Origin of the sequence: Albidovulum denitrificans (assembly GCF_002973535.1) — a bacterium.
GTDB classification, from domain to species: Bacteria; Pseudomonadota; Alphaproteobacteria; order Rhodobacterales; family Rhodobacteraceae; genus Albidovulum; species Albidovulum denitrificans.
This window is the reverse complement of record NZ_PVEP01000004.1, coordinates 140,810-161,834: the sequence shown is the minus strand read 5'-3', so window position 1 is coordinate 161,834 and position 21,025 is coordinate 140,810. Positions and strand designations below refer to the sequence as shown.

Sequence of the window (21,025 nt, the reverse complement as noted above, 5' to 3'; positions counted from 1 at the left end):
ACTCTGCCCCGACGCGGGGGAAGGGAGCGACCGGCATGACGGATCAGATCGGCATTTTCGACGGCCATAACGATTTCCTTCTGCGCCTGCTGCGCGCGCCTGGCCTGCGTGACAAGATCTGGCTGACGGGCGAGGGCAAGGGCCACCTGGACCTGCCGCGCATGAAGGCGGGCGGCATGATCGGCGGCTTCTTTGCGGTCTACATCCCCTCACCCCCCGAACCGGCGATGATCGACATGGACCGGGCGATGGAAAACCCGCCCTACGACCTGCCGCTGCCCTCGCCGGTGCCGCTTTCCGCCGCCCAGCCCGTCGCCGCCGCGATGATCGGGCATCTGATGTGGATGGAGCGTACCGGCACCCTGACCATCTGCCGCAGCGCGGCGGAGCTGCGCGCCACCGTTGCCGCGGGCCGCATCGCCGCCATCCTGCATTTCGAAGGCGCCGAACCGATCGGGGACGATCTGGACGCGCTGCATCTTTGGCACGCGGCAGGGCTGCGATCACTTGGCCCGGTTTGGTCGCGGCCCACGCTTTTCGGCCATGGCGTCCCGTTCCGCTACCCCTCCGACCCCGATACCGGGCCGGGGCTGACCGAGGCGGGCAAACGGCTGATCCGCGAATGCAACAGGCTGAAGATCATGGTCGACCTCAGCCACCTGAATGGCAAAGGCTTTGACGATGTCGCGGCGATCTCTGACGCGCCGCTGGTCGCCACCCATTCCAACGCCCATGCCGTGACACCCCTGTCGCGCAACCTGACCGACCGGCAACTGGACATGATCCGTGACAGCGACGGCATGGTGGGGCTGAACTTCGGTAATATCTTCCTGCGCCCCGACGGGCGGCAGGAGACGATCACAGACTGGGATCCGCTCCTGCGCCATCTTGACTACCTGATAGGTCGTCTGGGCGAAGATCGCGTTGGCTTCGGTTCGGATTTCGACGGAACCTCGGTCCCCGCGGGGATCGGCGATGCCGCAGGTCTGCCGAACCTGATCGCGGCGCTGCGCGGCCATGGCTACACCGACGATCTGCTTCGCAAGCTCGGGCATGAAAACTGGTTCGCCCTGCTGGAGCGGACCTGGGGCGCATGACGCGGCCCGTCCTTTCGAACCGCGCGGCGCGGCGGCTGTTCCTGGACCGGCACGCCCTGCTGGAGCCGCCGACCGGCCCGGCGCGGGGCGAGGATCTGCTGGCCCTTATCCGGCGCCTTGGCTTCGTGCAGGTCGACAGCATCAACACGGTCGAACGCGCCCATCACATGATCCTCTGGTCGCGGCGGCAAAGCTACCGGCCCCGCAACCTCACCCCGCTTCTGGAACGCGACCGGGCGCTGTTCGAACACTGGACCCATGACGCCTCGGTCATCCCGACCGCGTTCTTCCCCTACTGGAAGCACCGTTTCGCCCGCGATCAGGCGCGGCTGCGCCAGCGCTGGTCGGACTGGCAAGGGACCGCGTTTCACGGCAAGGTGGAGGACGTGCTGGCCCATATCCGCCGCGACGGCCCCGTCGGGTCGGGGGAGGTCGGCACGGATGAGGTACGCGGCAAGGGCGGCTGGTGGGAATGGCACCCGTCCAAGACCGCGCTGGAATACCTCTGGCGGACCGGGCAGCTTTGCGTCTGCCACCGGCGCAACTTCGCCAAGGTCTATGACCTGACCGAACGTGTCCTGCCCGCCCTGCACGATTGCCCGGTCCCGGACGAAGACGCGGTGATCGACTGGGCCTGCACCGCCGCCCTGACCCGGCTGGGCTTTGCAACCTCCGGCGAACTCGCCGCCTTCTGGGCCTTGATCCGCCCCGATGAGGCGCGCGACTGGTGCGCCCGCGCGCTGGCGGACGGCCGGATCGAGGAGATCGAGGTCACCTCCGCCGATGGCCGCCCCCGCCGCGCCTTCGCCTTTCCGGGGCTGCCCGAAGAAGCCGCGGCACTTCCCGCCCCCTCCTCCCGCTGCCGTATCCTGTCGCCCTTCGACCCGGCGCTGCGCGACCGTAACCGGGCCGAACGCCTGTTCGGCTTCCACTACCGGATCGAGGTCTTCGTGCCGGAACCGAAACGGGTCTATGGCTATTATGTCTTCCCGATCCTCGAAGGCGACCGCCTGATCGGCCGCATCGACATGCGCGCCCGCCGCGCCGAGGGCGCGCTGCACGTCACCGCCCTCTGGCCCGAGGTCGGCGTCGCCCTGTCAAAGACGCGCGAAGCACGGCTTCTGGCAGAGCTGGACAGGGTCGCGACATTCTGTGGTTGTGACCGCGTCACCTTTGCGGGCGATTGGGTAAAGCCGCCCTTAGGTAATGTAACGCTTTTGTAACAAGAGAGTTGCCAGCCCGCGATTTCCGGGCTTAGCTGGCATCAGTTTGCGCGTCGCAAATCTGTCATGCGACCAGCGTAAAGCGGTCCGGTATCCAAAACGGATGTGACCACTTCAAGGGGAGTGACAATCAGATGTACAAGAACAAGTTGACTTTGGCGGTGTCGATGACCGCCCTGCTGGCCTCTACCTCGATCGTGCGCGCCGATGCGATGGCCGATCTGGAAGCCGCGGCCAAGGCCGAAGGCATGCTGACCACCATCGCGCTGCCGCATAGCTGGTGCGGCTATGGCGACGTGATCGCCGGTTTCAAGGCGAAGTACCCCGACATCACCGTGAACGAACTGAACCCCGACGCGGGTTCGGCCGATGAGCTTGAGGCGATCCGCGCCAATATCGGCAATACCGGCCCGCAGGCACCCGACGTGCTTGACGTCGGCCTGTCCTTCGGCCCGCAAGCCAAGGAAGAAGGGCTGATCCAGCCCTACAAGGTCGCCACCTGGGACGAGATCCCGGACTCGATCAAGGACGCCGACGGCTACTGGTACGGCGACTATTACGGCGTGATGTCCTTCATGGTGAACAAGGACCTCGTCGAGAACACGCCGATGGACTGGCCGGACCTGCTGAAGCCCGAATACGCGCAGCAGGTGGCACTGGCGGGCGATCCGCGCGCCTCCAACCAGGCGATCCTCGGCGTTCTGGCCGCAGGTCTGGCCGCGGGCGGTGCCGCTGGCAAGGAAGCGGGCGAAAAGGGTCTCGACTACTTCAAGCAGATGAACGAGGCGGGCAACTTCGTCCCGGTCATCGGCAAGGCGGGTACGCTCGCGCAGGGCGCGACGCCGGTCGTCATCGCCTGGGACTACAACGCCCTGTCCTGGCGCGATTCGCTGAACGGCAACCCGCCGGTCGAGGTGGTCGTCCCGGCCTCCGGCGTGCTGGCCGGGGTTTACGTTCAGGCGATCTCGGCCCATGCGCCGCATCCGAACGCCGCGAAGCTGTGGATGGAATACCTGTATTCGGATGAGGGGCAGACCCTCTGGCTCAAGGGCTATTGCCACCCCGCCCGCTTCAACGCGATGTCGGCGGCGGGCAAGATCCCGCAGGACCTGCTTGACGCGCTGCCCCCGGCGGAAGGCTATGCCAAGGCCTACTTCCCGACGCTTGACGAACAGGCGGGCAACAAGGAAGCGGTCGTCAGCGGCTGGGATGCCGTCGTCGGCGCCAACGTGCAGTAAATCGACCGGGGCCTTGCGGCCCCGTCACGTCGCCCCGGTTCCGGCCGGGGCGGCACCTTCCCGACAAGCGGAACGCGCGTGACCGACCAGACACCACCCCAAGCGCCGCGCAGGCGGCTGCCGATGACATGGATCGGGCTTCTGCCCTTTGCCGCATTCATCGTGCTGTTCCTGATCGCCCCCACGATGAAGATCGTCGTCGGCGCATTCCAGACCCCGCAAGGCGACTTCACGCTGAACAACCTGCGCGGTCTTTTCACCGACTCGATCCTGTCAAGCTACTGGATTTCCATCAAGATTTCCGTCGCCTCATCGGCGCTCGGCTGCCTTGTGGGCTTTCTGATGGCGGCGGCGATGATCCTCGGCGGCGTGCCAAAGGGCGTCCGGTCGCCGCTGATGACCTTTTCCGGTGTCGCATCGAACTTTGCGGGCGTACCGCTGGCCTTCGCCTTTCTCGCCACACTGGGGCCGCTTGGCCTTGTGACGCTGATCCTCAAGACCCATTTCGGCATCAACCTGCGGGCGATGGGCTTCAACATCCTGTCCTTCTGGGGCCTGACGATCACCTATCTCTTCTTCCAGATCCCGCTGATGATCCTCATCATCACGCCCGCCATCGACGGATTGAAACGCGAATGGCGCGAGGCGGCATCGGTCCTTGGCGCCACCGGGCCGCAATATTGGCGCATGGTGGCGCTGCCCATCCTCTTCCCCTCGATCCTCGGGACCTTCGCGCTTCTCTTCGCCAATGCCTTCGGCGCCGTCGCCACCGCCATCGCGCTGACCGGGTCATCGCTGAACATCGTGCCGATCATGCTGTTCGCGCAAATCCGCGGTGACGTGCTGGGCGACCCGCATCTGGGCTATGCCATGGCCTTCGGCATGATCCTTGTCACCGCCGTGGCCAACGTCCTTTATATCTGGCTGCGCATCCGCGCCGAGAGGTGGCTGAAATGAAGCGCGCCGCCGCCTGGTCGATCCTGCTTCTCGGGGGGATCTATTTCATCCTGCCGCTGGCCGGGATGGTCGAATTTTCCCTCTCGATGAAACGCGGCGTCTACAGCCTTGAGGCCTACCGCGTCGTGCTGGCCGACCCGCAGTTCCGCCAGACCTTCACCTATTCGGTGGTGATGTCGCTGCTGACGATCCTGTTCGGCGTCCTCCTGGTGGTGCCGACCGCCTTCTGGGTCCGGCTCAAGATGCCCTGGGCGCGGCCCTATGTGGAATTCCTGACGCTGATGCCGCTGGTCATTCCGGCCATCGTGACCGTTTTCGGCTATATCAGGCTCTATAACACCTCAAGCTGGCTGCCCCTGACCGGCACGCTGATGGGGTCGAACTTCCTTCTGCTGATGGGCTACGCGATGCTCTCGCTGCCCTATATGTACCGCGCCGTCGATACCGGCCTCAGGACCATTGACGTGGCGACGCTGACCGAGGCCGCGCAATCCCTTGGCGCGGGCTGGACCACGATCCTGGCCCGCATCATCCTGCCCAACGTCCTTGTCGCGGTCCTGTCGGGCGCCTTCGTGACCTTTGCCATCGTCATGGGCGAATTCACCATGGCCGCCCTTCTCAACCGCCCCGCCTTCGGCCCCTATCTGCAACTGATGGGCGCCAACAAGGCGTATGAACCCTTTGCGCTCTCGACCATCGCCTTCGCGATCACATGGGCCTGCATGGGCCTGATCCAACTCGTCACCCGCTTTTCGAAACATACCAAGGCCGCCCAAGGATGAGCTTTCTGACTATCGAGCATCTGGAAAAGAGCTTCGGCCCGAACCGCGTGGTGAAGGACTTCAACCTCACCATCGAGAAGGGGGAATTCATCTCGCTTCTCGGCCCGTCGGGCTGTGGCAAGACCACGGTCCTGCGCATGGTCGCCGGGTTCGAAACGCCCACCTCGGGCGCGATCCATATTGACGGCAAGGACGTGGTGCGGCTGCGCCCCAACCAGCGCAGCATTGGCATGGTGTTTCAGGCCTACGCACTTTTTCCCAACCTGACGGTGGCGCAGAACGTGGGCTTCGGCCTGAAGGTGAACGGCACCGCCAGACAGGAAATCCAGTCCCGTGTGGAAGAGATGCTGTCGCTGATCGGCCTGCCCGATCTGGGCGCGCGCTATCCCTTCCAGCTTTCGGGCGGGCAGCAGCAGCGCGTGGCGCTGGCCCGTGCGCTGGCCCCGCGCCCGCAGGTCCTGTTGCTGGACGAACCGCTGTCCGCACTTGACGCCAAGATTCGCGTCAGCCTGCGGGAAGAGATCCGCGCCATCCAGCAAAAGCTTGGCATCACAACCATCTTTGTGACCCATGATCAGGAAGAGGCGCTGTCGATCTCTGACCGGATCGTCGTGATGCATCAGGGCATCGCCGATCAGGTCGGCACGCCTTTCGAAATCTACAACAACCCCGCCACCCGCTTCGTCGCCGGGTTCGTCGGCACGCTGAACCTGATGGAGGCAAAGGTGATCGACGCCGAAAAGGGCGTGACCACCATCGGCGGCGCGCCGGTCATCCTGGGGCGGCCGCTGCCGAAGGGGAAGGCCACGCTGGCGGCACGGCCCGAAACCATCCGTCTTGGCCGCGCGCCGGGCAAGGACACTGTGCTGGCCGGCAAGATCACCGGCGTGAACTTCCTCGGCTCCGTCATCCGGCTGCGCGCGGATGTCGGCGGGCAGGTGATCGACTTCGACACGTTCAACGCCCCAGGTGTCCCGCCCCCGACCCCCGGAACCGAGGTGGAGCTAAGCCTGTCGGCCCGCGACCTTCTGGTCATCCCGGAATAGAGCCTTCGGCTGCCTTCGGAGCGGATGGCAGAGGATTCATCTGGCAAGAACCCGAACTTCGGTCTCACCCTCTGCCGGTCAAAGGCGATCCTGCGGGCCTATTCCCGATGAGGACGCCATGCTCGACACAGCGATTTCCGCGCGCAGCGAGATCACCGACAAGACCCTTGTCCGCAGCTTTTCCTATATCGGCGGCAAGTGGCAGTCGGCCACCTCAGGCGCGACGATCGGCGTGACCGATCCCGCCACCGGAGAGCTTCTGGGTGAGGTGGCGAGCCTCTCGGCCGAAGACTCCGCCGCTGCCGTCGATGTCGCGCAGGCCGCCTTCGCCGGTTGGTCTGCGATGCTGCCGCAGGCGCGATCCGCGATCCTGCGCCGCTGGTTCGACCTGATGCTGGCGCATAAGGAAGACCTCGCCCGGATCATGGTCCTTGAACAGGGCAAGCCGCTCTCGGAAGCGCGCGGTGAGATCGACTATGGCGCGGCCTTTGTCGAATTCTACGCCGAAGAGGCCAAGCGCCCGAATATCGAAGGCGTCACCAGCCACCTGCCGGACGCGGAGGTGGAGCTTTGGCGCGAACCCGTCGGCGTTGCAGCGCTTATCACGCCGTGGAACTTCCCTTCGGCGATGCTGACGCGCAAGGCGGCCGCCGCGCTCGCCGCCGGTTGCACCGTCCTCTGCCACCCCTCGGCCGAAACCCCGTTCTCGGCGCTTGCGCTGGCAGAACTGGCCGAACGCGCGGGCGTTCCGGCGGGTGTCTTCAACGTCGTCACGGGCGAGGCGCCGGTGATCGTCGAGCCATGGACAAGGGACACGCGGGTGCGGGCGCTCTCCTTCACCGGATCGACCGGGATCGGAAAGCTGCTGTATCGTCAGTCCGCCGACACGATGAAACGGCTGGTGATGGAGCTTGGCGGCCACGCCCCGGTGATCGTCTTCAAGGGCGCCGACATGGACAATGCCGTGGCCGAGACGATGAAGGCGAAATGGGCGACCTCTGGCCAGGACTGCCTTGGCGCCAACCGGATCTATGTCGAACGCCCGATCTATGCCGACTTTTGCGCGCGCTTCACCGAGGCGACAAAGGCCCTCACCATCGGGCCGGGGATGGAGGACCGCGACCTTGGCCCCCTGATGAACGAAAAGGCCGTCGCCAAGCAGGAGGAGCATGTGGCCGACGCGCTGGCCAAGGGCGCGAAGCTCGCCTGCGGCGGCAAGCGCCACGCTCTTGGCCCGCTCTTCTATGAGGCGACGGTTCTGACCGACGTGCCGGACGACGCGAAGATCCTGCGCGAAGAGACTTTCGGTCCCGTCGCCGCGATCCTGCCCTTCGATGCCGAAGAAGAGGTCATCGCAAAGGCCAACGCCACCGAATACGGCCTTGTCGCCTATATCCACACCCAGGACCCGCGCCGCATCTACCGCCTGTCCCGCGCGCTGCAATTCGGCATGGTCGCGGTCAACCGCACCAAAGTCACCGGCGCGCCGATCCCCTTCGGCGGCATGAAACAGTCCGGCCTTGGCCGCGAAGGATCACGGCTGGGCATGGAGGAATTCACCGAAATCAAGTACGTCTGCCGCGACTGGGCATGAGAAGAAGGAAGAAGACATGCTGAAGAACGATCAACTCGACACCTGGGACCGTGAGAACTTTTTCCACCCCTCGACGCATCTTGCCCAGCATGCGCGCGGTGAAAGCCCGAACCGGGTGATCAAGACTGCCTCGGGCGTCCATATCGAGGACCGCGACGGCAACAAGCTTCTCGACGCCTTCGCCGGGCTTTACTGCGTGAACGTCGGCTACGGGCGGCAGGAGATCGCCGAGGCCATCGCGGCCCAGGCGAAGGAACTGGCCTATTACCACGCCTATGTCGGGCATGGGACGGAAGCCTCCATCACGCTGGCCAAGATGATCCTCGACCGGGCGCCTTCGAACATGTCGAAGGTCTATTTCGGCCTTGGCGGGTCGGATGCGAACGAAACCAACGTCAAGCTGGTCTGGTATTACAACAACATCCTTGGCCGCCCCGAGAAGAAGAAAATCATCTCGCGCTGGCGCGGTTATCACGGCTCGGGCCTGATGACCGGCTCGCTGACGGGGCTTGAGCTGTTCCACAAGAAATTCGACCTGCCGCTGGCGCAGGTGGTCCATACCGAGGCGCCCTATTACTACCGCCGCACCGATCTGGCGCAGTCGGAGGCCGAGTTCGTCGCGCATTGCGTCGCCGAGCTTGAGGCGCTGATCGAGCGCGAGGGCGCCGACACCATCGCCGCCTTCATCGGTGAGCCGGTCCTTGGCACCGGCGGCATCGTCCCGCCGCCCGCCGGGTACTGGAAGGCCATTCAGGCGGTGCTGAAGAAGCATGACATCCTTCTCATCGCGGATGAGGTCGTCACCGGCTTTGGTCGCCTCGGCACCATGTTCGGCTCCGATCACTTCGGGATCGAGGCCGACATCATCACCATCGCCAAGGGCCTGACCTCGGCCTATGCGCCGCTTTCCGGCTCCATCGTCTCGGACAAGGTCTGGAAGGTGCTGGAGCAGGGGACCGATGAAAACGGCCCGATCGGCCACGGCTGGACCTATTCCGCCCACCCGATCGGCGCGGCGGCGGGGGTCGCGAACCTGAAGCTTATCGACGACCTGAACCTGGTGCAGAACGCGGGTGAGGTCGGGGCCTATCTGAAGAAAACCATGACCGAGGCGCTGGGCGACCACCCCCATGTCGGCGACATCCGCGGCGAGGGGATGCTCTGCGCGGTGGAATTCGTGGACAACAAGGCGGGCCGCACCTTCTTCGACCCCGCCCGCAAGGTCGGCCCGCAGATTTCGGCCACGCTTCTGGCGCAGGACAAGGTCATCGCACGGGCCATGCCGCAGGGCGACATCCTTGGCTTTGCCCCGCCCTTCTGCCTGACGAAGGCCGAAGCGGATACCGTGGTCGCCGCGACCGCGCGGGCGGTGAAGACAGTTCTGGGCTGACCCACTCGCGTTGAAAGACAGACATCGCCGGGGTCATGCCCCGGCGATTTTTCATGTCCGGGCGGCCACGATGGTGGCAAGCCCGGCAAAATCATCAAAGCTGGCGACGGGGGCAAGCTCCGCAACGCTTTTGGAGCGATAGCCACGGGTGAAGAGGATAAACGGCGCCCCGGCCGCCCTGGCGGTTTCGGCATCGACCTCACTGTCACCGACATAAAGCCCGGTGGGCGCGCCCAGCGCCGCGAAGGCGGTGTGAAGCGGCCGCGGATCGGGTTTGCGCTCAGGCAACCGGTCGCCCCCGACGATGTCGTCGAAGAACGGCGCCAGATTCAGCGAGGCGAGGATCGCCCGGCTGATCGCCTCGGGCTTGTTGGTGCAGACGGCCAGCTTATGCCCCGCCGCCTTCAACCCCGCCAGCGCCTCTGCCACGCCCGGATAGGGCCGCGTCAGATCGGCGGGCGCGGCATCATAGGCGGCCATGAACCGCGCCAGCATCCGCGCGTGAACCTCATCCCCCGCCAGATCGCTGACCCCCATCGCGCGCCGCACCAACACCGCGACCCCGTTGCCGATGAAGGAGCGCACCACGTCAAGCGTCAGGACAGGCCGCCCCTCCGCCTCAAGCGCGACCGAAAGGGAACGGTGAATATCGGGCGCGCTGTCGATCAGCGTTCCGTCAAGATCGAAGACAATGGCAGCCATGGGCGGCACTCCTGCGCGGTGGGTCAGAGGGGCGGCAAAGGCACCCGCCCCCGGCCTACCCTATTCCGCCGCGCCACCCAAGCCGCCCGTTTCGCCATCCACCTCAAGCTTGCCGACAAGACGATAGGTGTTGCGTTCGCTGATACCGAGGATTCCGGCCACCTTCCGGCGATTGCCGTCATAGCGGCGCAACAACATGCGGATGTAGTGGTCCCGCACCTCCTCCATCGTCGGTTCATAGTCAAAGCCCAGAACCACGCCGCCATGATCCCCGGCCGCGCTTCGCGTCGCGCTGATGCCGACATGGGCGGCGGTGATCTCTTCCTCCTGCCCCGACATGATGACACCGCGTTCGATGGCGTTGCGCAGCTCACGCACGTTGCCGGGCCAGGCGTAATCGGTCAGCGCGGCGATGGTGTCGGCCGCCAGACGCTTGTCTATCCCGCGCTGGAAGTTGCGGTATTTCAGGAAATGCTCTGCCAGCAGCGGGACATCCGTCAACCGGTCGCGCAGCGGCGGCACCTCGATGCAGAAAGCGTTCAGGCGATAGAACAACTCGCTGCGGAAACGATCATCGGCAATCCGGGCCTGAAGGTTGCTGCTGGTCGCGGCAAGGATGCGGACATTGGTGACAAGGTCCTGCGTCCCGCCCACACGCCGGAACGTCCCCGTCTCCATCACCCGCAAAAGCTTGCTTTGCAGCGCCAACGACATCTCGGCAACGTTGTTGACATAGATCGTCCCGTTCTGCGCGATGGCCAGCATCCCCTCGCGCCGGGCGCCGCCGCGCATGGTCTGTTCCTCGCCGAAAAGCTCTTGCGCGACATTGCTTTCCTGAGCCGGATCGCAATCCACCGCGACGAACCGGCCGTTCTTGCGGTCGCTTTTCTTATGGATCGCATGGGCCACAAGCTCTTTCCCGACGCCGCTTTCGCCAACGATCAGAAGGCTGGAATCGGTGACGGCATAAAGCTCGATCAGATGGCGCATATGCGCCACCTTCGGGCTGTTGCCGACGATGGTGACGTTCAGGTCCTTCTGCGCCCGCTTCTGCCAGTACTGCACGTCACGCTTCAGCTCGACCGTCGCCAGCGCGCGGCCGATGGCGACCTTGAGCGCGTCGAAGGAAATCGGCTTGAGCAGATAGTCGCTCGCCCCCGCCTGAACCGCCTCAACCGCCTGATCGACGGTGCCATAGGCGGTCAGGACGATGATCGGGAAGATCTCGCCATATTGCCGAATGAACTCGAACCCGTCGCCGTCGGGCAGACGAATGTCGATGATCATCAGGTTCGGCTCTGACCCTTCCAGAAGCGCCCGCCCCTCCCGGCAACTATGGGCCGAGGTGACGCGGAACCCCTCTTCGGCAAGCTGACCGCTTAGAAGCGCGTTCAGGTTGCGGTCGTCCTCGATCACGATGATGTTCGGCTCGGCCATGCGTCACTCCTCCTTCTTGTCGGCATCGGCGAGATCGACGGTAAAGACCGTACCGCGCCCAACCTCGCTTTCGAACCCGATCTGTCCGCCCAGCGCCCCGACGATGGCGTTGCAGATCGTCAGGCCAAGGCCCCGCCCCCGGCTGCCATCCGCGCGGCGCGTCCAGAAAGGCAGCATCACCTTGTCGCGCAGATCCTCGGGGATGCCGACGCCGGTATCGGCCACCTGAAGCCGGATGCGTCCCGCCCCGTCGGCGCGGCAGGACACGCGGACGGGGCCGCCATCGGGCATGGCGTGAACCGCGTTCAGGACCAGGTTGAAGACCAGCATCCTGATCTCGCTGTCATGGGCCAGAACGCGCGGCTCCCCCTCGATGTCGATGTCGATCTTCGCGTCGGATTGTTCCGCCTGATAGTTCAGAAGCGCTGCCGTCTCGACGATCGCGGCCCGAAGCGCCACCAGTTCCAGATGCGGCGACGGGCGCGAAGCAAGCCTGAGCAAGCCGTCGGTGAAGCCCTGGCAGCTCGAAATCTCCGTATCCGCGATGGACAGGTAATTGCGCGTCGCCTCGGTCAGGTTCGGCTGGTTGGCCACCGCGCGCAGCGCAAGGCGGATCGACGACAGGGGATTATAGACCTCATGCGCGATCCCGGCGGCCAGAAGGCCGATCTCAGACAGACGCTCGGAATGGGAGATTTGCACCTCCGCCTCAAGATCGCGGATGGATTCGATCACGCAGGGCACGCTCTGCCCGTCGATCACCATATTCGCCGTCACTGCCGAAACCTCGACCGACAGGCCAGCGCCGTCGCGCAGATGGCGGTCGTTGAACTTGCAGAAGCTTTCCGTGCGGTCATGGAGAAGCGCGGCCACCGGACAGGTCCGCATCGTCGGGATGCAGGGCGCGTCGCGTCCATGGCTGGACAGATGGCAGGGCTGCCCCACGACCGAAGCGCGATCGGCGCCGACCTGGCGCAGATAGGCGGCGTTGGCCACGATGATGCGGAAATCGGGGCCGATGACGCGAATGCCGTCGGGAACCGCGTCGATCAGGTCCTGCAAGAACGCCTCCGAGGCCCGCAGCCTATCGACCGACATCGCCAGCCGGTCCGACATCAGGTTGAAGTTCCCCGCCAGCCGCCCGATCTCATCCCCGCCGACGACATCGGTCCGCGCGTCAAGATTGCCCGCGCCCACCTGCGCGAAGGCACTGTCAAGCCGCGCGACCCGGTCCAGGACGATCTTCCGCAGCGCGACCCAGAGCCCACCCTCAACCGCCAGCACGACGACAAGGCCAAGCGCCATCAGGAGCGCGGCCCCGATCAGGGCATAACGCCGCGTCCCGGCGGTTTCGTAGTCGATCACCAGAAGGCCGTTCACCGGATGATCGGCGGACAGGCCATGGCAGACGTTGCACTGCTGCTTGTTCAGGACCGGGTTGATGCTTCGAAGGACATCGACCCCCCCGACCGCACGGAACTCCGTCTGCTGGCTCTGACTTGCCAGCGCCTCGGTCAGCGCCGGGTCGTCGAAGGTGCTGTAGAGGTCCTGTTCATATGAGGAAAAGCGCACCTCTCCCTCGGGGTTGACGATCATCACCCCGCGAATACCGTCCTGCGCGCCAAGATCGGTGATGATCTCTCGCAGCCCCGGAATATCGCGCTTCAGCATCGCGTTTTCCAACGCTGCCTGCAAAAGCCGGTTGACCGAACGCACCGCCCGTTCGTTCGATGCCGAAACGCTGTTCAGGTGCAGCCCAAGGACAAGGATCAGGAAGCAGAGCGAGGTGGCAAACATCAGCGCCCCCGCCACCAGCGCGAACTTGCGCTGAAGCGACAGCGCGCCGAAACGCGCGGTGGCGCTCCGGGACAGCCGGATCACTGAATGACCTGGAAAAGCTTGCGATGATGCCCGGTCCTGCGACAGACCGGACAGAACCCGCTTGCGGACTCGCGTCCGGCAGGTTCGTGATAGTCGACACCGCAGGCCCGGCAGACACCGGAAACAAGCGGAATATCGGGGCTGCGCGCGGTCATCCCACGCAGCTCAATCGCCCCATACTCGCAAACCGACATACAAAGTTCGCACCCGTTGCACGTTTCAGGACGCGCCCCATAGCACACCGTGCCATCCTCTGCCGTGATCAAGATCAAACTGTCTTCCGGGCAGACGTTGATGCATCCATTGCATCCGGTACAAAGATCGGCGTCGAAGACCGGCACCCAGGGGTAAGGGACGTTCGGATCCTCGGCCCCGAAAGCAAGGATCGCGGCAAGGGCGGGCGGGTCTTCTGCGGCCTCTTCATCCTCGACCACCACATCGCTGACCCGACGCAGGAACCCGCGACGGGCGCCATCGATGCTTTCGCCCGCGCCGTTGCGGACGATCTCCACCGCGACCTCACGATGGTTGATTTCGGGCAGGCCGCGGACCCGGATCAGGTCGTTGAACTGCCCGATGACCCGATCCGCGCCCTCGGCGTGATTGCCGCAGTTGCAGGGCGCGGTAATGACGTGCAGAACGCCCGCCAGATAGATCTGCGCCAGCCTTTCAAGGTCAATCTGGCCGACACAGAAGGCGCGTGGCCCCTGTCGGCACCGCAGGTAAGCCGTACCCTGGCGGATCGACGCCCAGGACAACGCCCCCGCCATGCGCCCTACCAGCTTTCCGCGACGCCGGGAAAGTAGGGCGCCGCCGTCTCGGCCTGCTGCGCGTCGTCCGAGGTCGGGAAAGCCACCTGCCGCGCGCGCCCGGTGATCGCCTCAAGCTCATCCCTCAACTCGTCCAGAACCGCGTCGGTCATTTGCAGGATCGCGCGGTAAAGCGCACATTGCGCCGGACGCGCGGCCTTTTCCAGAAACTCGGGCATCCAGTTCAGGACATGCCCGTCAAGGAACCCCGCCGCATCCTCGGCCCCGCTCATCGCGCCGAAACGGCAGAGATGGGCCACGAATTCAAGCTCTGGCACGATATGGTCGTCCGCCCGGCGGCGCCAGTCGGGGACGGAGATGTCGTAATGATCATACCACTCGCGCACGTCGAACATCGGCATCTGCCGTTCCAGCCGGTCCTCGGTCAGCCAGACCGATCCGCTGGGCGAGGCGCGATAGGCATGGTTAAGATAGATCGAGGCGTATTCCGCGGCGAGGTCGTCAATCACCTCGGCGGAGGGACGTTCCGGCAGCGCCACCACCGCTGCCGTGAACGCCTTCGCCGCCGCCCGTCCCGGCGCCGAGGTCAGAACCTCGGCGAAGAAACCGGCGACGTCGAACTGCCTGAGCCAGTCGATCGTCCTGGCATCGACCTCACGGTCGTGAAATCGCGCCAGGACCGAGACGACATCGGCCAGGTCCGCCAGCCGTGACGCCGCATCAGAGCCAAGGGTGCGGGCGTCACTGGCCATCTTGAACAATCCCCTTCGAATGCGGCACGAAGCGGATCGACGGGTTGGTCAGCTCAGGGTCCGCCATCGAACGGACCTGCCGGACCACCGTCTCATTCGGGCCGACAGCCTTGGTGTCATAGCTGCCATCGGCGATCTGGTCGATCGGCCCGACATCGAGAACCCGCATCATGCAGGCCGCGACGCAATAGGGATCACGGCCAACCTCAAGCTCATCCACGCACATGTTGCACTTCTGGACGATGTTCAGTTCCACGTTGAACTGCGGCGCGCCAAAGGGGCAGGCCGCCTCGCACTTGCGGCACCCGATGCAGAGGGTCGAATCGATATCGACGACCCCGTTATCCTTGCGCTTGAAGATCGCGCCGGTCGGGCAGGCCGGAAGGCAGGCCGGTTCGGCGCAATGGTTGCAGGACATGTTGATCTTGAAGGCGAAGACCTCGGGATAGGTCCCGCCCTCAATATATTGCACCCGGCGAAAGCGCGGGCCGGCCGCCAGCCCGTTCTTGTCCTTGCAGGCGATTTCGCAGGCGCGGCAGCCGATGCAGTCCACGTTGTTGTGGACGAACCCCATCTGCATGTCCGGCACCACCGGGGTGTAGGTCTCGCGCTTCATGCGCGCGACGTTTTCCTTGATCCGGGCCTTGTCGACTTGGTTTGCCATCTTCTCTCTCCTCGCTCGGATCAAAGGTCGCGACGGAACACATGGCTCCGCGCGGTCGACAGCTTGTCCCAGCCGGGCCGGTGGTTAAGATCGCTTTTCTTCACGTTGCAAAGCACCGTGTTATAGGCGAAGGCCCCCGCAGGAGATGGGTTGTCGAGGGTCAGGAAGTCCGGGTTGCCGGACCGGTCGACGCCATCCTCATCAAGGTCCATCCAGGCACCTTCGTGCAGGACCACCACCCCCGGCATGCAGCGTTCGCTGACATAGACCGGCGTGATGACCCGCCCGCGTTCGTTCCAACATTCGATCGTGTCGCCGGTGCGGATACCCATCTTCTCGGCATCCGAGGCGTTCATCATCGTTTCCTGCGCGAAGGTCTCACGCAGCCACGGGATGTTGTTGAAGATCGAGTGCGTCCGCCAACGCGGATGCGGGCTGATCATGTGGAAGGGGAATTCCTTGGCCTTGGGGTGGTTCAGGCTTTCCCACGGCTCGATCCATTTCGGGATCGCCGGGATTTCGTAGCCATATTGCGTCCGGGTCCAGTCCGGCGTCTGCGCAAGCGTGGTGGAGAAGATCTCGATCTTGCCCGACGGCGTCTCGAACGGCATCCCCTGCTCGATCTGCGGCCGGAAGGCGACATGCGGCTCGGGCAGGACGAATTTGTAGACTCCGCGCTTCTTGAACGTCTCCCAGTCCCACTCGACCCCCTGATGATGGCGCACATTGTCCCACCAGGCGACCAGATAGGCCTCATCGACCTGGGTCGGGTCGTTGAAGTAGTCGCGCGTCGCGCGGGGGTTATAGCCGGGACCGAAACCAAGGCGATAGGCAAGCTCGGTAAAGACCTGGAAGTCGGTCTTGGATTCGCCCAGCGGCTGAATGACCACCGGACGGTGGATGTAGTAATGCCCCTTGTACCAGGGCAGCGCCACATCATGCCGTTCGAAATGGGTGGCGATGGGCAGAAGATAGTCGGCCCAGATCCCCGTCGGGGTGATCGTGCTGTCCATGCAGACCAGAAGGCTCTCGCCCTCGCCATAGCTGTCCAGCTTGCGGATCGCGGCGATTTCCTTGTTGATGTTGGTCAACTGGTTCAGCCAGTCCGACCCCTGCCAGAAGATCCCGCGGATATTCGGCGCCACCCCGTCAAGCTGGTCCATCCGCGGCCAAAGCCCGATTTCCTCGCGCTTGAGGTTGGGGTAGTTCAGGACGCAATGCGCCCAGCGGTCGGACTTGATCGAGGCGTACCAGACATTCGCGAACTGGTCATAGGGATAGGCCACCGCCTCGGCGTGCCAGGCCTTGCCAACACCCTCGGCACAACCGCCAAGGATACCGATATTGCCCGTCATCGACTGAAGCGCGGCGGCCATGCGGTTATACTGCTCGCCATAGGCGTTCCGCCCCGGAGACCAGCTCGCCTTCAGCGCCGCGGGCTTGGTCGTGGCATACATCTCGGCCAGTTTCTTGATGTCCTCGGCCTTGACGCCACAAATCTCGGCCGCCCATTCCGGCGTCTTCGCGACCCCGTCACGCTCACCAAAGATATAGTCCTTGAAGCTTTCCTGGCCCTGCGCCCAGCCGGGCATCGTCCCCTTGTCCATGCCCTGGACAAAGCGGTCGATGAACGCCTGATCGTGCCAGTCGTTGTCCCAGATGTGATAGGCCATCCCGGCCATCATCGCGGCATCGGTATTGGGCCGGATCGGAATCCACCACGCGTCATAGGCCGAGGCGGAGTCGGTATATTGCGGATCGACAAGGACGAACTTGCAGCCGCGCTGCTTGGCCATCCGCATGTAATAGAACGTGTTGCCGCCGTGGAACGTATAGGCCGGGTTCCAGCCCCACATGATGATCAGCTTCGAATGCGCGAAGGCGTCATCCTCATTCCCGTCCTGGATCGTACCGAAGGTCGTCCGGCTTGAGAATGTGGTCCCCTGATAGGACGGCACCGACCAGCTCGAGGTACGACACCCGAACATACCCATGAAGCGCCCAAGAAGGCCCTCGATCTGGTCGGACTTATGCAGGACGCCATAGGACGCCCCGGCATAAGATTGGTCGAGAAGCGCCGTCGGCCCGTAGGTGTCGCGCAGATAGACCATCCGCTGGGCGATGTCGGACAGCGCCTCGTCCCAGGTTACGCGCTTGAACTTGCCCTCGCCGCGCGCACCGACGCGCTTCATCGGGTACAGCAGCCGCTCAGGCGAATAGAGCCGCGAGCGGTAGGACCGGCCGCGCAGACAGGCACGCAGCTGCGGCTTTTCCTCGGTATCGGTGCCGTAGGCGTCGCCCTGATAGGTGCCGTTGTCGGTCGACAGGCGGACGATGACGTCGCCCTTCTTGTGCGCGACCAGCATGTGACGCGACCCGCAGTTGTGGGCGCAGCTTGTCACGACCGTCTCAAGATCGTCGTCGCGGGGATAGGGCTCATAGGCAAAGGCCTTGGCCTCTTTCGCCCCGGCGCCGAGGACAAGCCCGGTCGCCGCCGTCGCCGCCGATGCCTTCAGGAACGCGCGGCGGGACGTGCTTTGCGGGGACCCGTTGGTGATGCTTCCGTCCATGATCTCTCTCCTATTGCGCGGCGGCGGGCAGGGCGTATTCAGGGTCCGATTCCGTCGGGCGGTTGACCGCCCAGTCCGGGACCTCGCTGTCATCCATTCCGGGCCAGGCATGGCGCGGATAGGGGTAGGAGATGCGGTACCACTGCCGCCCGCCATGACAGCCGTAGCAGCTGTCCGACGACCCGGCGCGGGCCAGCTCCTCGATATTCGCGGCCTTCAGGTAGGACACGTTGTGACGCTCGGTACGGAACAACTCCGCGTGGCAGCTCAGGCAGCCATTCGGGGCCTCAGGTGTCTCAAGATCGACGCGCGCCTCGGGCCAGTCGCCCGCAAGACCCATGATGTTCTCGGGGTCGGGCATCGCGCCATGGCAGAGCAGGCAGGTGGTCGAGGGGTTGACCATCTTGCGCAAGGTGAACTCCGGCTGCGCGGGGGCGCTGAACGCGGCGCGGGTCGGCAGCATGTCGGGGCTTTCCTCACGCGGGTCGTTGCCCTTGTGGCAGAAGACGCACTGAAGGTTCATCACCTCCTTGGCGAAATCGCTTTCCATATGCCGCCAGTGAAAGCTCGCCTGATCCTGGGTGTAGGTATCCAGCGTCTGGTACCACGCGATCGTGTCCGTGGCGGCAACCCCCGCCTGCGACGTCTCGCGCGGCTTGTGGTCCATGATCTCCTGGTGGCAGGTCAGGCATTCCTCGTTCGTGGCAGTGTTGATCGCGGGTGCGAAATGGATCGGATCATACTGCGCACGCTCGTAATCCATCGTGGCGAGTTCCTTCTGGATCTCCTCCACCGCCGCGGCCGAGGCCGCGATTTCGGCATCCGTCGGCGCGGGCGGGTTGGTATAGGTCACGCCGTCCGGGTAGGGGACAGGCTCAATCTCAACCGGGCCGTCGGCGGCCGGGCTTTCAGCGGCGGCGACCTCGGTTCCGCTCGCGGCTGCAAAGCCAAGCGCCTCGGCGCTTTTCGGGTTGGCAGACAGGCTGGCGAGATAGACGATGACGTTCTGCCGGTCCTCTTCCTTGGGCAGGCCCGCGAAGGCCATCTTGGTCCCCGGAACCACATCTTTCGGCTTGGTCAGATACTGGTCGAGAAGCGCCACGTCCCAGCTGTCCCCGGCCTTCGCCGACATCCCGTCGGAATAGGCGAACCCCTCATGCGCGGCGATGCCGCGGTCGAGGATATCCCAGAGGTTGGGTCCGGTGGTGTTCTTGCCGCCCTCATCGACCGTGTGGCAAGCCTTGCATTTCTTGAAAACCTTTTCGCCCGCCGCGACACTCACCCCGGCGGTCTTGACCTCGGCGGTCGGCGCGGGCGCGGCAGCGGTTTCGGGTTGGGTAGCGGGTGCGGCATCCGCCGGTGCGGCCGATTGGGCCACCGCCGTAGCGTGGCGCGCAGGCCCTTTGTAGATCAGTGTTGCGATCACCATCAGGGCAATGAGAGCGGTGAGCGAAAAGAATATGCCCGCCACGATGCCCAGCAGGCCTTCAAGCTTTTTCATGGTTCCAACCCGAGCGGTATTTCATGTGCCTGCAGGGCGGAGAGCCCGCCCTGCAGATTGTCACGGCCTTGAGTTAGTTGCCGGACATACCGTCCATGCCCGACATGCCGTCCATACCGGACATGCCACCCATGCCCGACATGCCGCCCATGCCGGACATGCCGCCCATACCGGACATGCCACCCATGCCCGACATGCCGCCCATACCGGACATGCCGCCCATACCGGACATGCCGCTCATGCCCGACATCGCCGGACCGGAGACGGTCCACTGGGTGCAGACCCAGCCGGAAGCATTGCCGGCCATACCGGACATGCCACCCATACCGGACATGCCGCCCATACCGGACATGCCACCCATACCGGACATGCCGCCCATACCGGACATGCCGCCCATACCGGACATGCCACCCATGCCCGACATGCCACCCATACCGGACATGCCGTCCATGCCAGCCATGCCACCCATGCCCGACATGCCGTCCATGCCAGCCATACCGCCCATGCCCGACATGCCGTCCATGCCAGCCATACCGCCCATGCCCGACATGCCGTCCATGCCAGCCATGCCGCCCATGCCCGACATGCCGCCCATACCGGACATGCCACCCATGCCCGACATGCCGTCCATGCCAGCCATACCGCCCATGCCGGACATGCCGCCCATGCCGGACATGCCGCCCATGCCGGACATGCCGCCCATGCCGGACATACCGCCCATACCGGACATGCCACCCATACCGGACATACCCGACATGCCGCCCATACCCGTGCTGGTCCACTGGGTGCAGACCCAGCTCATGCCGCCATTGCCGGACATGCCGCTCATACCGGACATGCCACCCATGCCGGACATACCCGACATGCCGCCCATACCGGACATGCCACCCATGCCGGACATACCCGACATACCGCCCATACCGGACATGCCATCCATGCCCGACATGCTGTCAGCGCTTGCGACGGTCGGCGCGGCGAACAGGGCTGCGGAGCACAGAACCGCTGCGAGCGTGTGAGATTTCATTTTCATCTGGCTTTCTCCAACTGTTGTTCCGGCCGCTCGCAGAAATTGCGCGCTGACCGCACACTCCCACCCCGGCCACGAAGGGCGGCCGGGGCAGTTTGCTCAATGCCAATCGCGGATGTCGTAGGGACCCGTCATTCCGGGCCGGTCGAACGGCGTGAACCACGCCCCCTGGGATTCGAGGAAACGAAGACTGTCGGGGTGCGGCTCAGTGATGCCGTGCAGCGCCCGTTCAAACCAGGCGGCATCCTTGGGATAGTCGGTGACAACAGGCGCATTCGCCGGTCTTTCGCCGGGATGCACGCCCGCGATGAAAAGCTCCTGCGCCTGAAGCACCGTGGGAAGCAGGACCAGGACCGCAATCGTAAGTTTCTTGGAAACAGCACGCATCCTGAGC

18 protein-coding genes are annotated in these 21,025 nt (G+C 64.6%); 8 read left to right on the top strand and 10 right to left on the bottom strand.

Going from position 1 to position 21,025, the window contains the following annotated elements:
- Positions 1-35: 35 nt before the first annotated feature.
- From LX70_RS11195 to LX70_RS11160, 8 genes are all read left to right on the top strand, one after another.
- Positions 36-1,097 (top strand): dipeptidase, encoded by a 1,062-nt coding sequence (locus tag LX70_RS11195; protein ID WP_105514849.1) that lies wholly within the window; start codon positions 36-38, stop codon positions 1,095-1,097.
- Positions 1,094-2,320, top strand: coding sequence for a winged helix-turn-helix domain-containing protein (locus LX70_RS11190; protein WP_105514848.1), 1,227 nt, complete (start codon positions 1,094-1,096; stop codon positions 2,318-2,320). Before LX70_RS11195 ends, LX70_RS11190 begins: the two co-directional genes overlap by 4 nt.
- Positions 2,321-2,454: 134 nt before the next feature.
- Positions 2,455-3,558, top strand: a complete 1,104-nt coding sequence (locus LX70_RS11185; RefSeq protein WP_105514847.1) for an ABC transporter substrate-binding protein — start codon at positions 2,455-2,457, stop codon at positions 3,556-3,558.
- Between the two features lie 78 nt (positions 3,559-3,636).
- The gene (locus LX70_RS11180; protein WP_211301704.1) at positions 3,637-4,515 is read left to right on the top strand and encodes an ABC transporter permease; all 879 of its coding nucleotides are present in this window, start codon (positions 3,637-3,639) and stop codon (positions 4,513-4,515) included.
- Complete coding sequence (locus LX70_RS11175; protein WP_105514845.1) at positions 4,512-5,297, top strand: ABC transporter permease; 786 nt, start codon at positions 4,512-4,514, stop codon at positions 5,295-5,297. Before LX70_RS11180 ends, LX70_RS11175 begins: the two co-directional genes overlap by 4 nt.
- Positions 5,294-6,343, top strand: coding sequence for an ABC transporter ATP-binding protein (locus tag LX70_RS11170; RefSeq protein WP_105514844.1), 1,050 nt, complete (start codon positions 5,294-5,296; stop codon positions 6,341-6,343). Before LX70_RS11175 ends, LX70_RS11170 begins: the two co-directional genes overlap by 4 nt.
- Positions 6,344-6,461: 118 nt before the next feature.
- A complete protein-coding gene (locus LX70_RS11165) occupies positions 6,462-7,937 on the top strand; it encodes an NAD-dependent succinate-semialdehyde dehydrogenase (RefSeq protein WP_105514843.1) in 1,476 nt (491 codons plus the stop codon).
- Positions 7,938-7,953: 16 nt separating this feature from the next.
- Positions 7,954-9,327, top strand: coding sequence for an aspartate aminotransferase family protein (locus LX70_RS11160; RefSeq protein WP_105514842.1), 1,374 nt, complete (start codon positions 7,954-7,956; stop codon positions 9,325-9,327).
- Positions 9,328-9,378: 51 nt separating this feature from the next.
- On the opposite strand, the gene gph is transcribed toward LX70_RS11160, so the two are convergent.
- From gph to LX70_RS11110, 10 genes are all read right to left on the bottom strand, one after another.
- A complete protein-coding gene (gene gph / locus LX70_RS11155; protein WP_105514841.1) occupies positions 9,379-10,029 on the bottom strand; it encodes a phosphoglycolate phosphatase in 651 nt (216 codons plus the stop codon).
- Positions 10,030-10,089: 60 nt separating this feature from the next.
- A complete protein-coding gene (locus tag LX70_RS11150) occupies positions 10,090-11,466 on the bottom strand; it encodes a sigma-54-dependent transcriptional regulator (RefSeq protein WP_105514840.1) in 1,377 nt (458 codons plus the stop codon).
- Positions 11,467-11,469: 3 nt separating this feature from the next.
- A complete protein-coding gene (locus LX70_RS11145; protein WP_105514839.1) occupies positions 11,470-13,347 on the bottom strand; it encodes a sensor histidine kinase in 1,878 nt (625 codons plus the stop codon).
- Complete coding sequence (locus LX70_RS11140; protein WP_105514838.1) at positions 13,344-14,117, bottom strand: 4Fe-4S dicluster domain-containing protein; 774 nt, start codon at positions 14,115-14,117, stop codon at positions 13,344-13,346. Before LX70_RS11140 ends, LX70_RS11145 begins: the two co-directional genes overlap by 4 nt.
- A 5-nt stretch (positions 14,118-14,122) precedes the next feature.
- Positions 14,123-14,869 carry a TorD/DmsD family molecular chaperone gene (locus LX70_RS11135; RefSeq protein WP_105514837.1) on the bottom strand — a complete coding sequence of 249 codons (747 nt, stop codon included), beginning with the start codon at positions 14,867-14,869 and terminating at the stop codon, positions 14,123-14,125.
- Positions 14,859-15,533 (bottom strand): 4Fe-4S dicluster domain-containing protein, encoded by a 675-nt coding sequence (locus LX70_RS11130; RefSeq protein ID WP_105514836.1) that lies wholly within the window; start codon positions 15,531-15,533, stop codon positions 14,859-14,861. The genes LX70_RS11135 and LX70_RS11130 overlap by 11 nt, the downstream gene beginning before the upstream one ends.
- Positions 15,534-15,553: 20 nt before the next feature.
- Positions 15,554-18,103 (bottom strand): molybdopterin-dependent oxidoreductase, encoded by a 2,550-nt coding sequence (locus tag LX70_RS11125; RefSeq protein WP_105514835.1) that lies wholly within the window; start codon positions 18,101-18,103, stop codon positions 15,554-15,556.
- A gap of 10 nt (positions 18,104-18,113) precedes the next feature.
- Positions 18,114-19,604, bottom strand: coding sequence for a c-type cytochrome (locus tag LX70_RS11120; protein WP_211301703.1), 1,491 nt, complete (start codon positions 19,602-19,604; stop codon positions 18,114-18,116).
- Between the two features lie 73 nt (positions 19,605-19,677).
- The gene (locus tag LX70_RS20865) at positions 19,678-20,634 is read right to left on the bottom strand and encodes a hypothetical protein (protein WP_211301702.1); all 957 of its coding nucleotides are present in this window, start codon (positions 20,632-20,634) and stop codon (positions 19,678-19,680) included.
- A gap of 96 nt (positions 20,635-20,730) precedes the next feature.
- Entirely contained in the window at positions 20,731-21,018 is a 288-nt protein-coding gene (locus LX70_RS11110) for a hypothetical protein (protein WP_105514834.1), read from the bottom strand.
- Between the last annotated feature and the right edge of the window lie 7 nt (positions 21,019-21,025).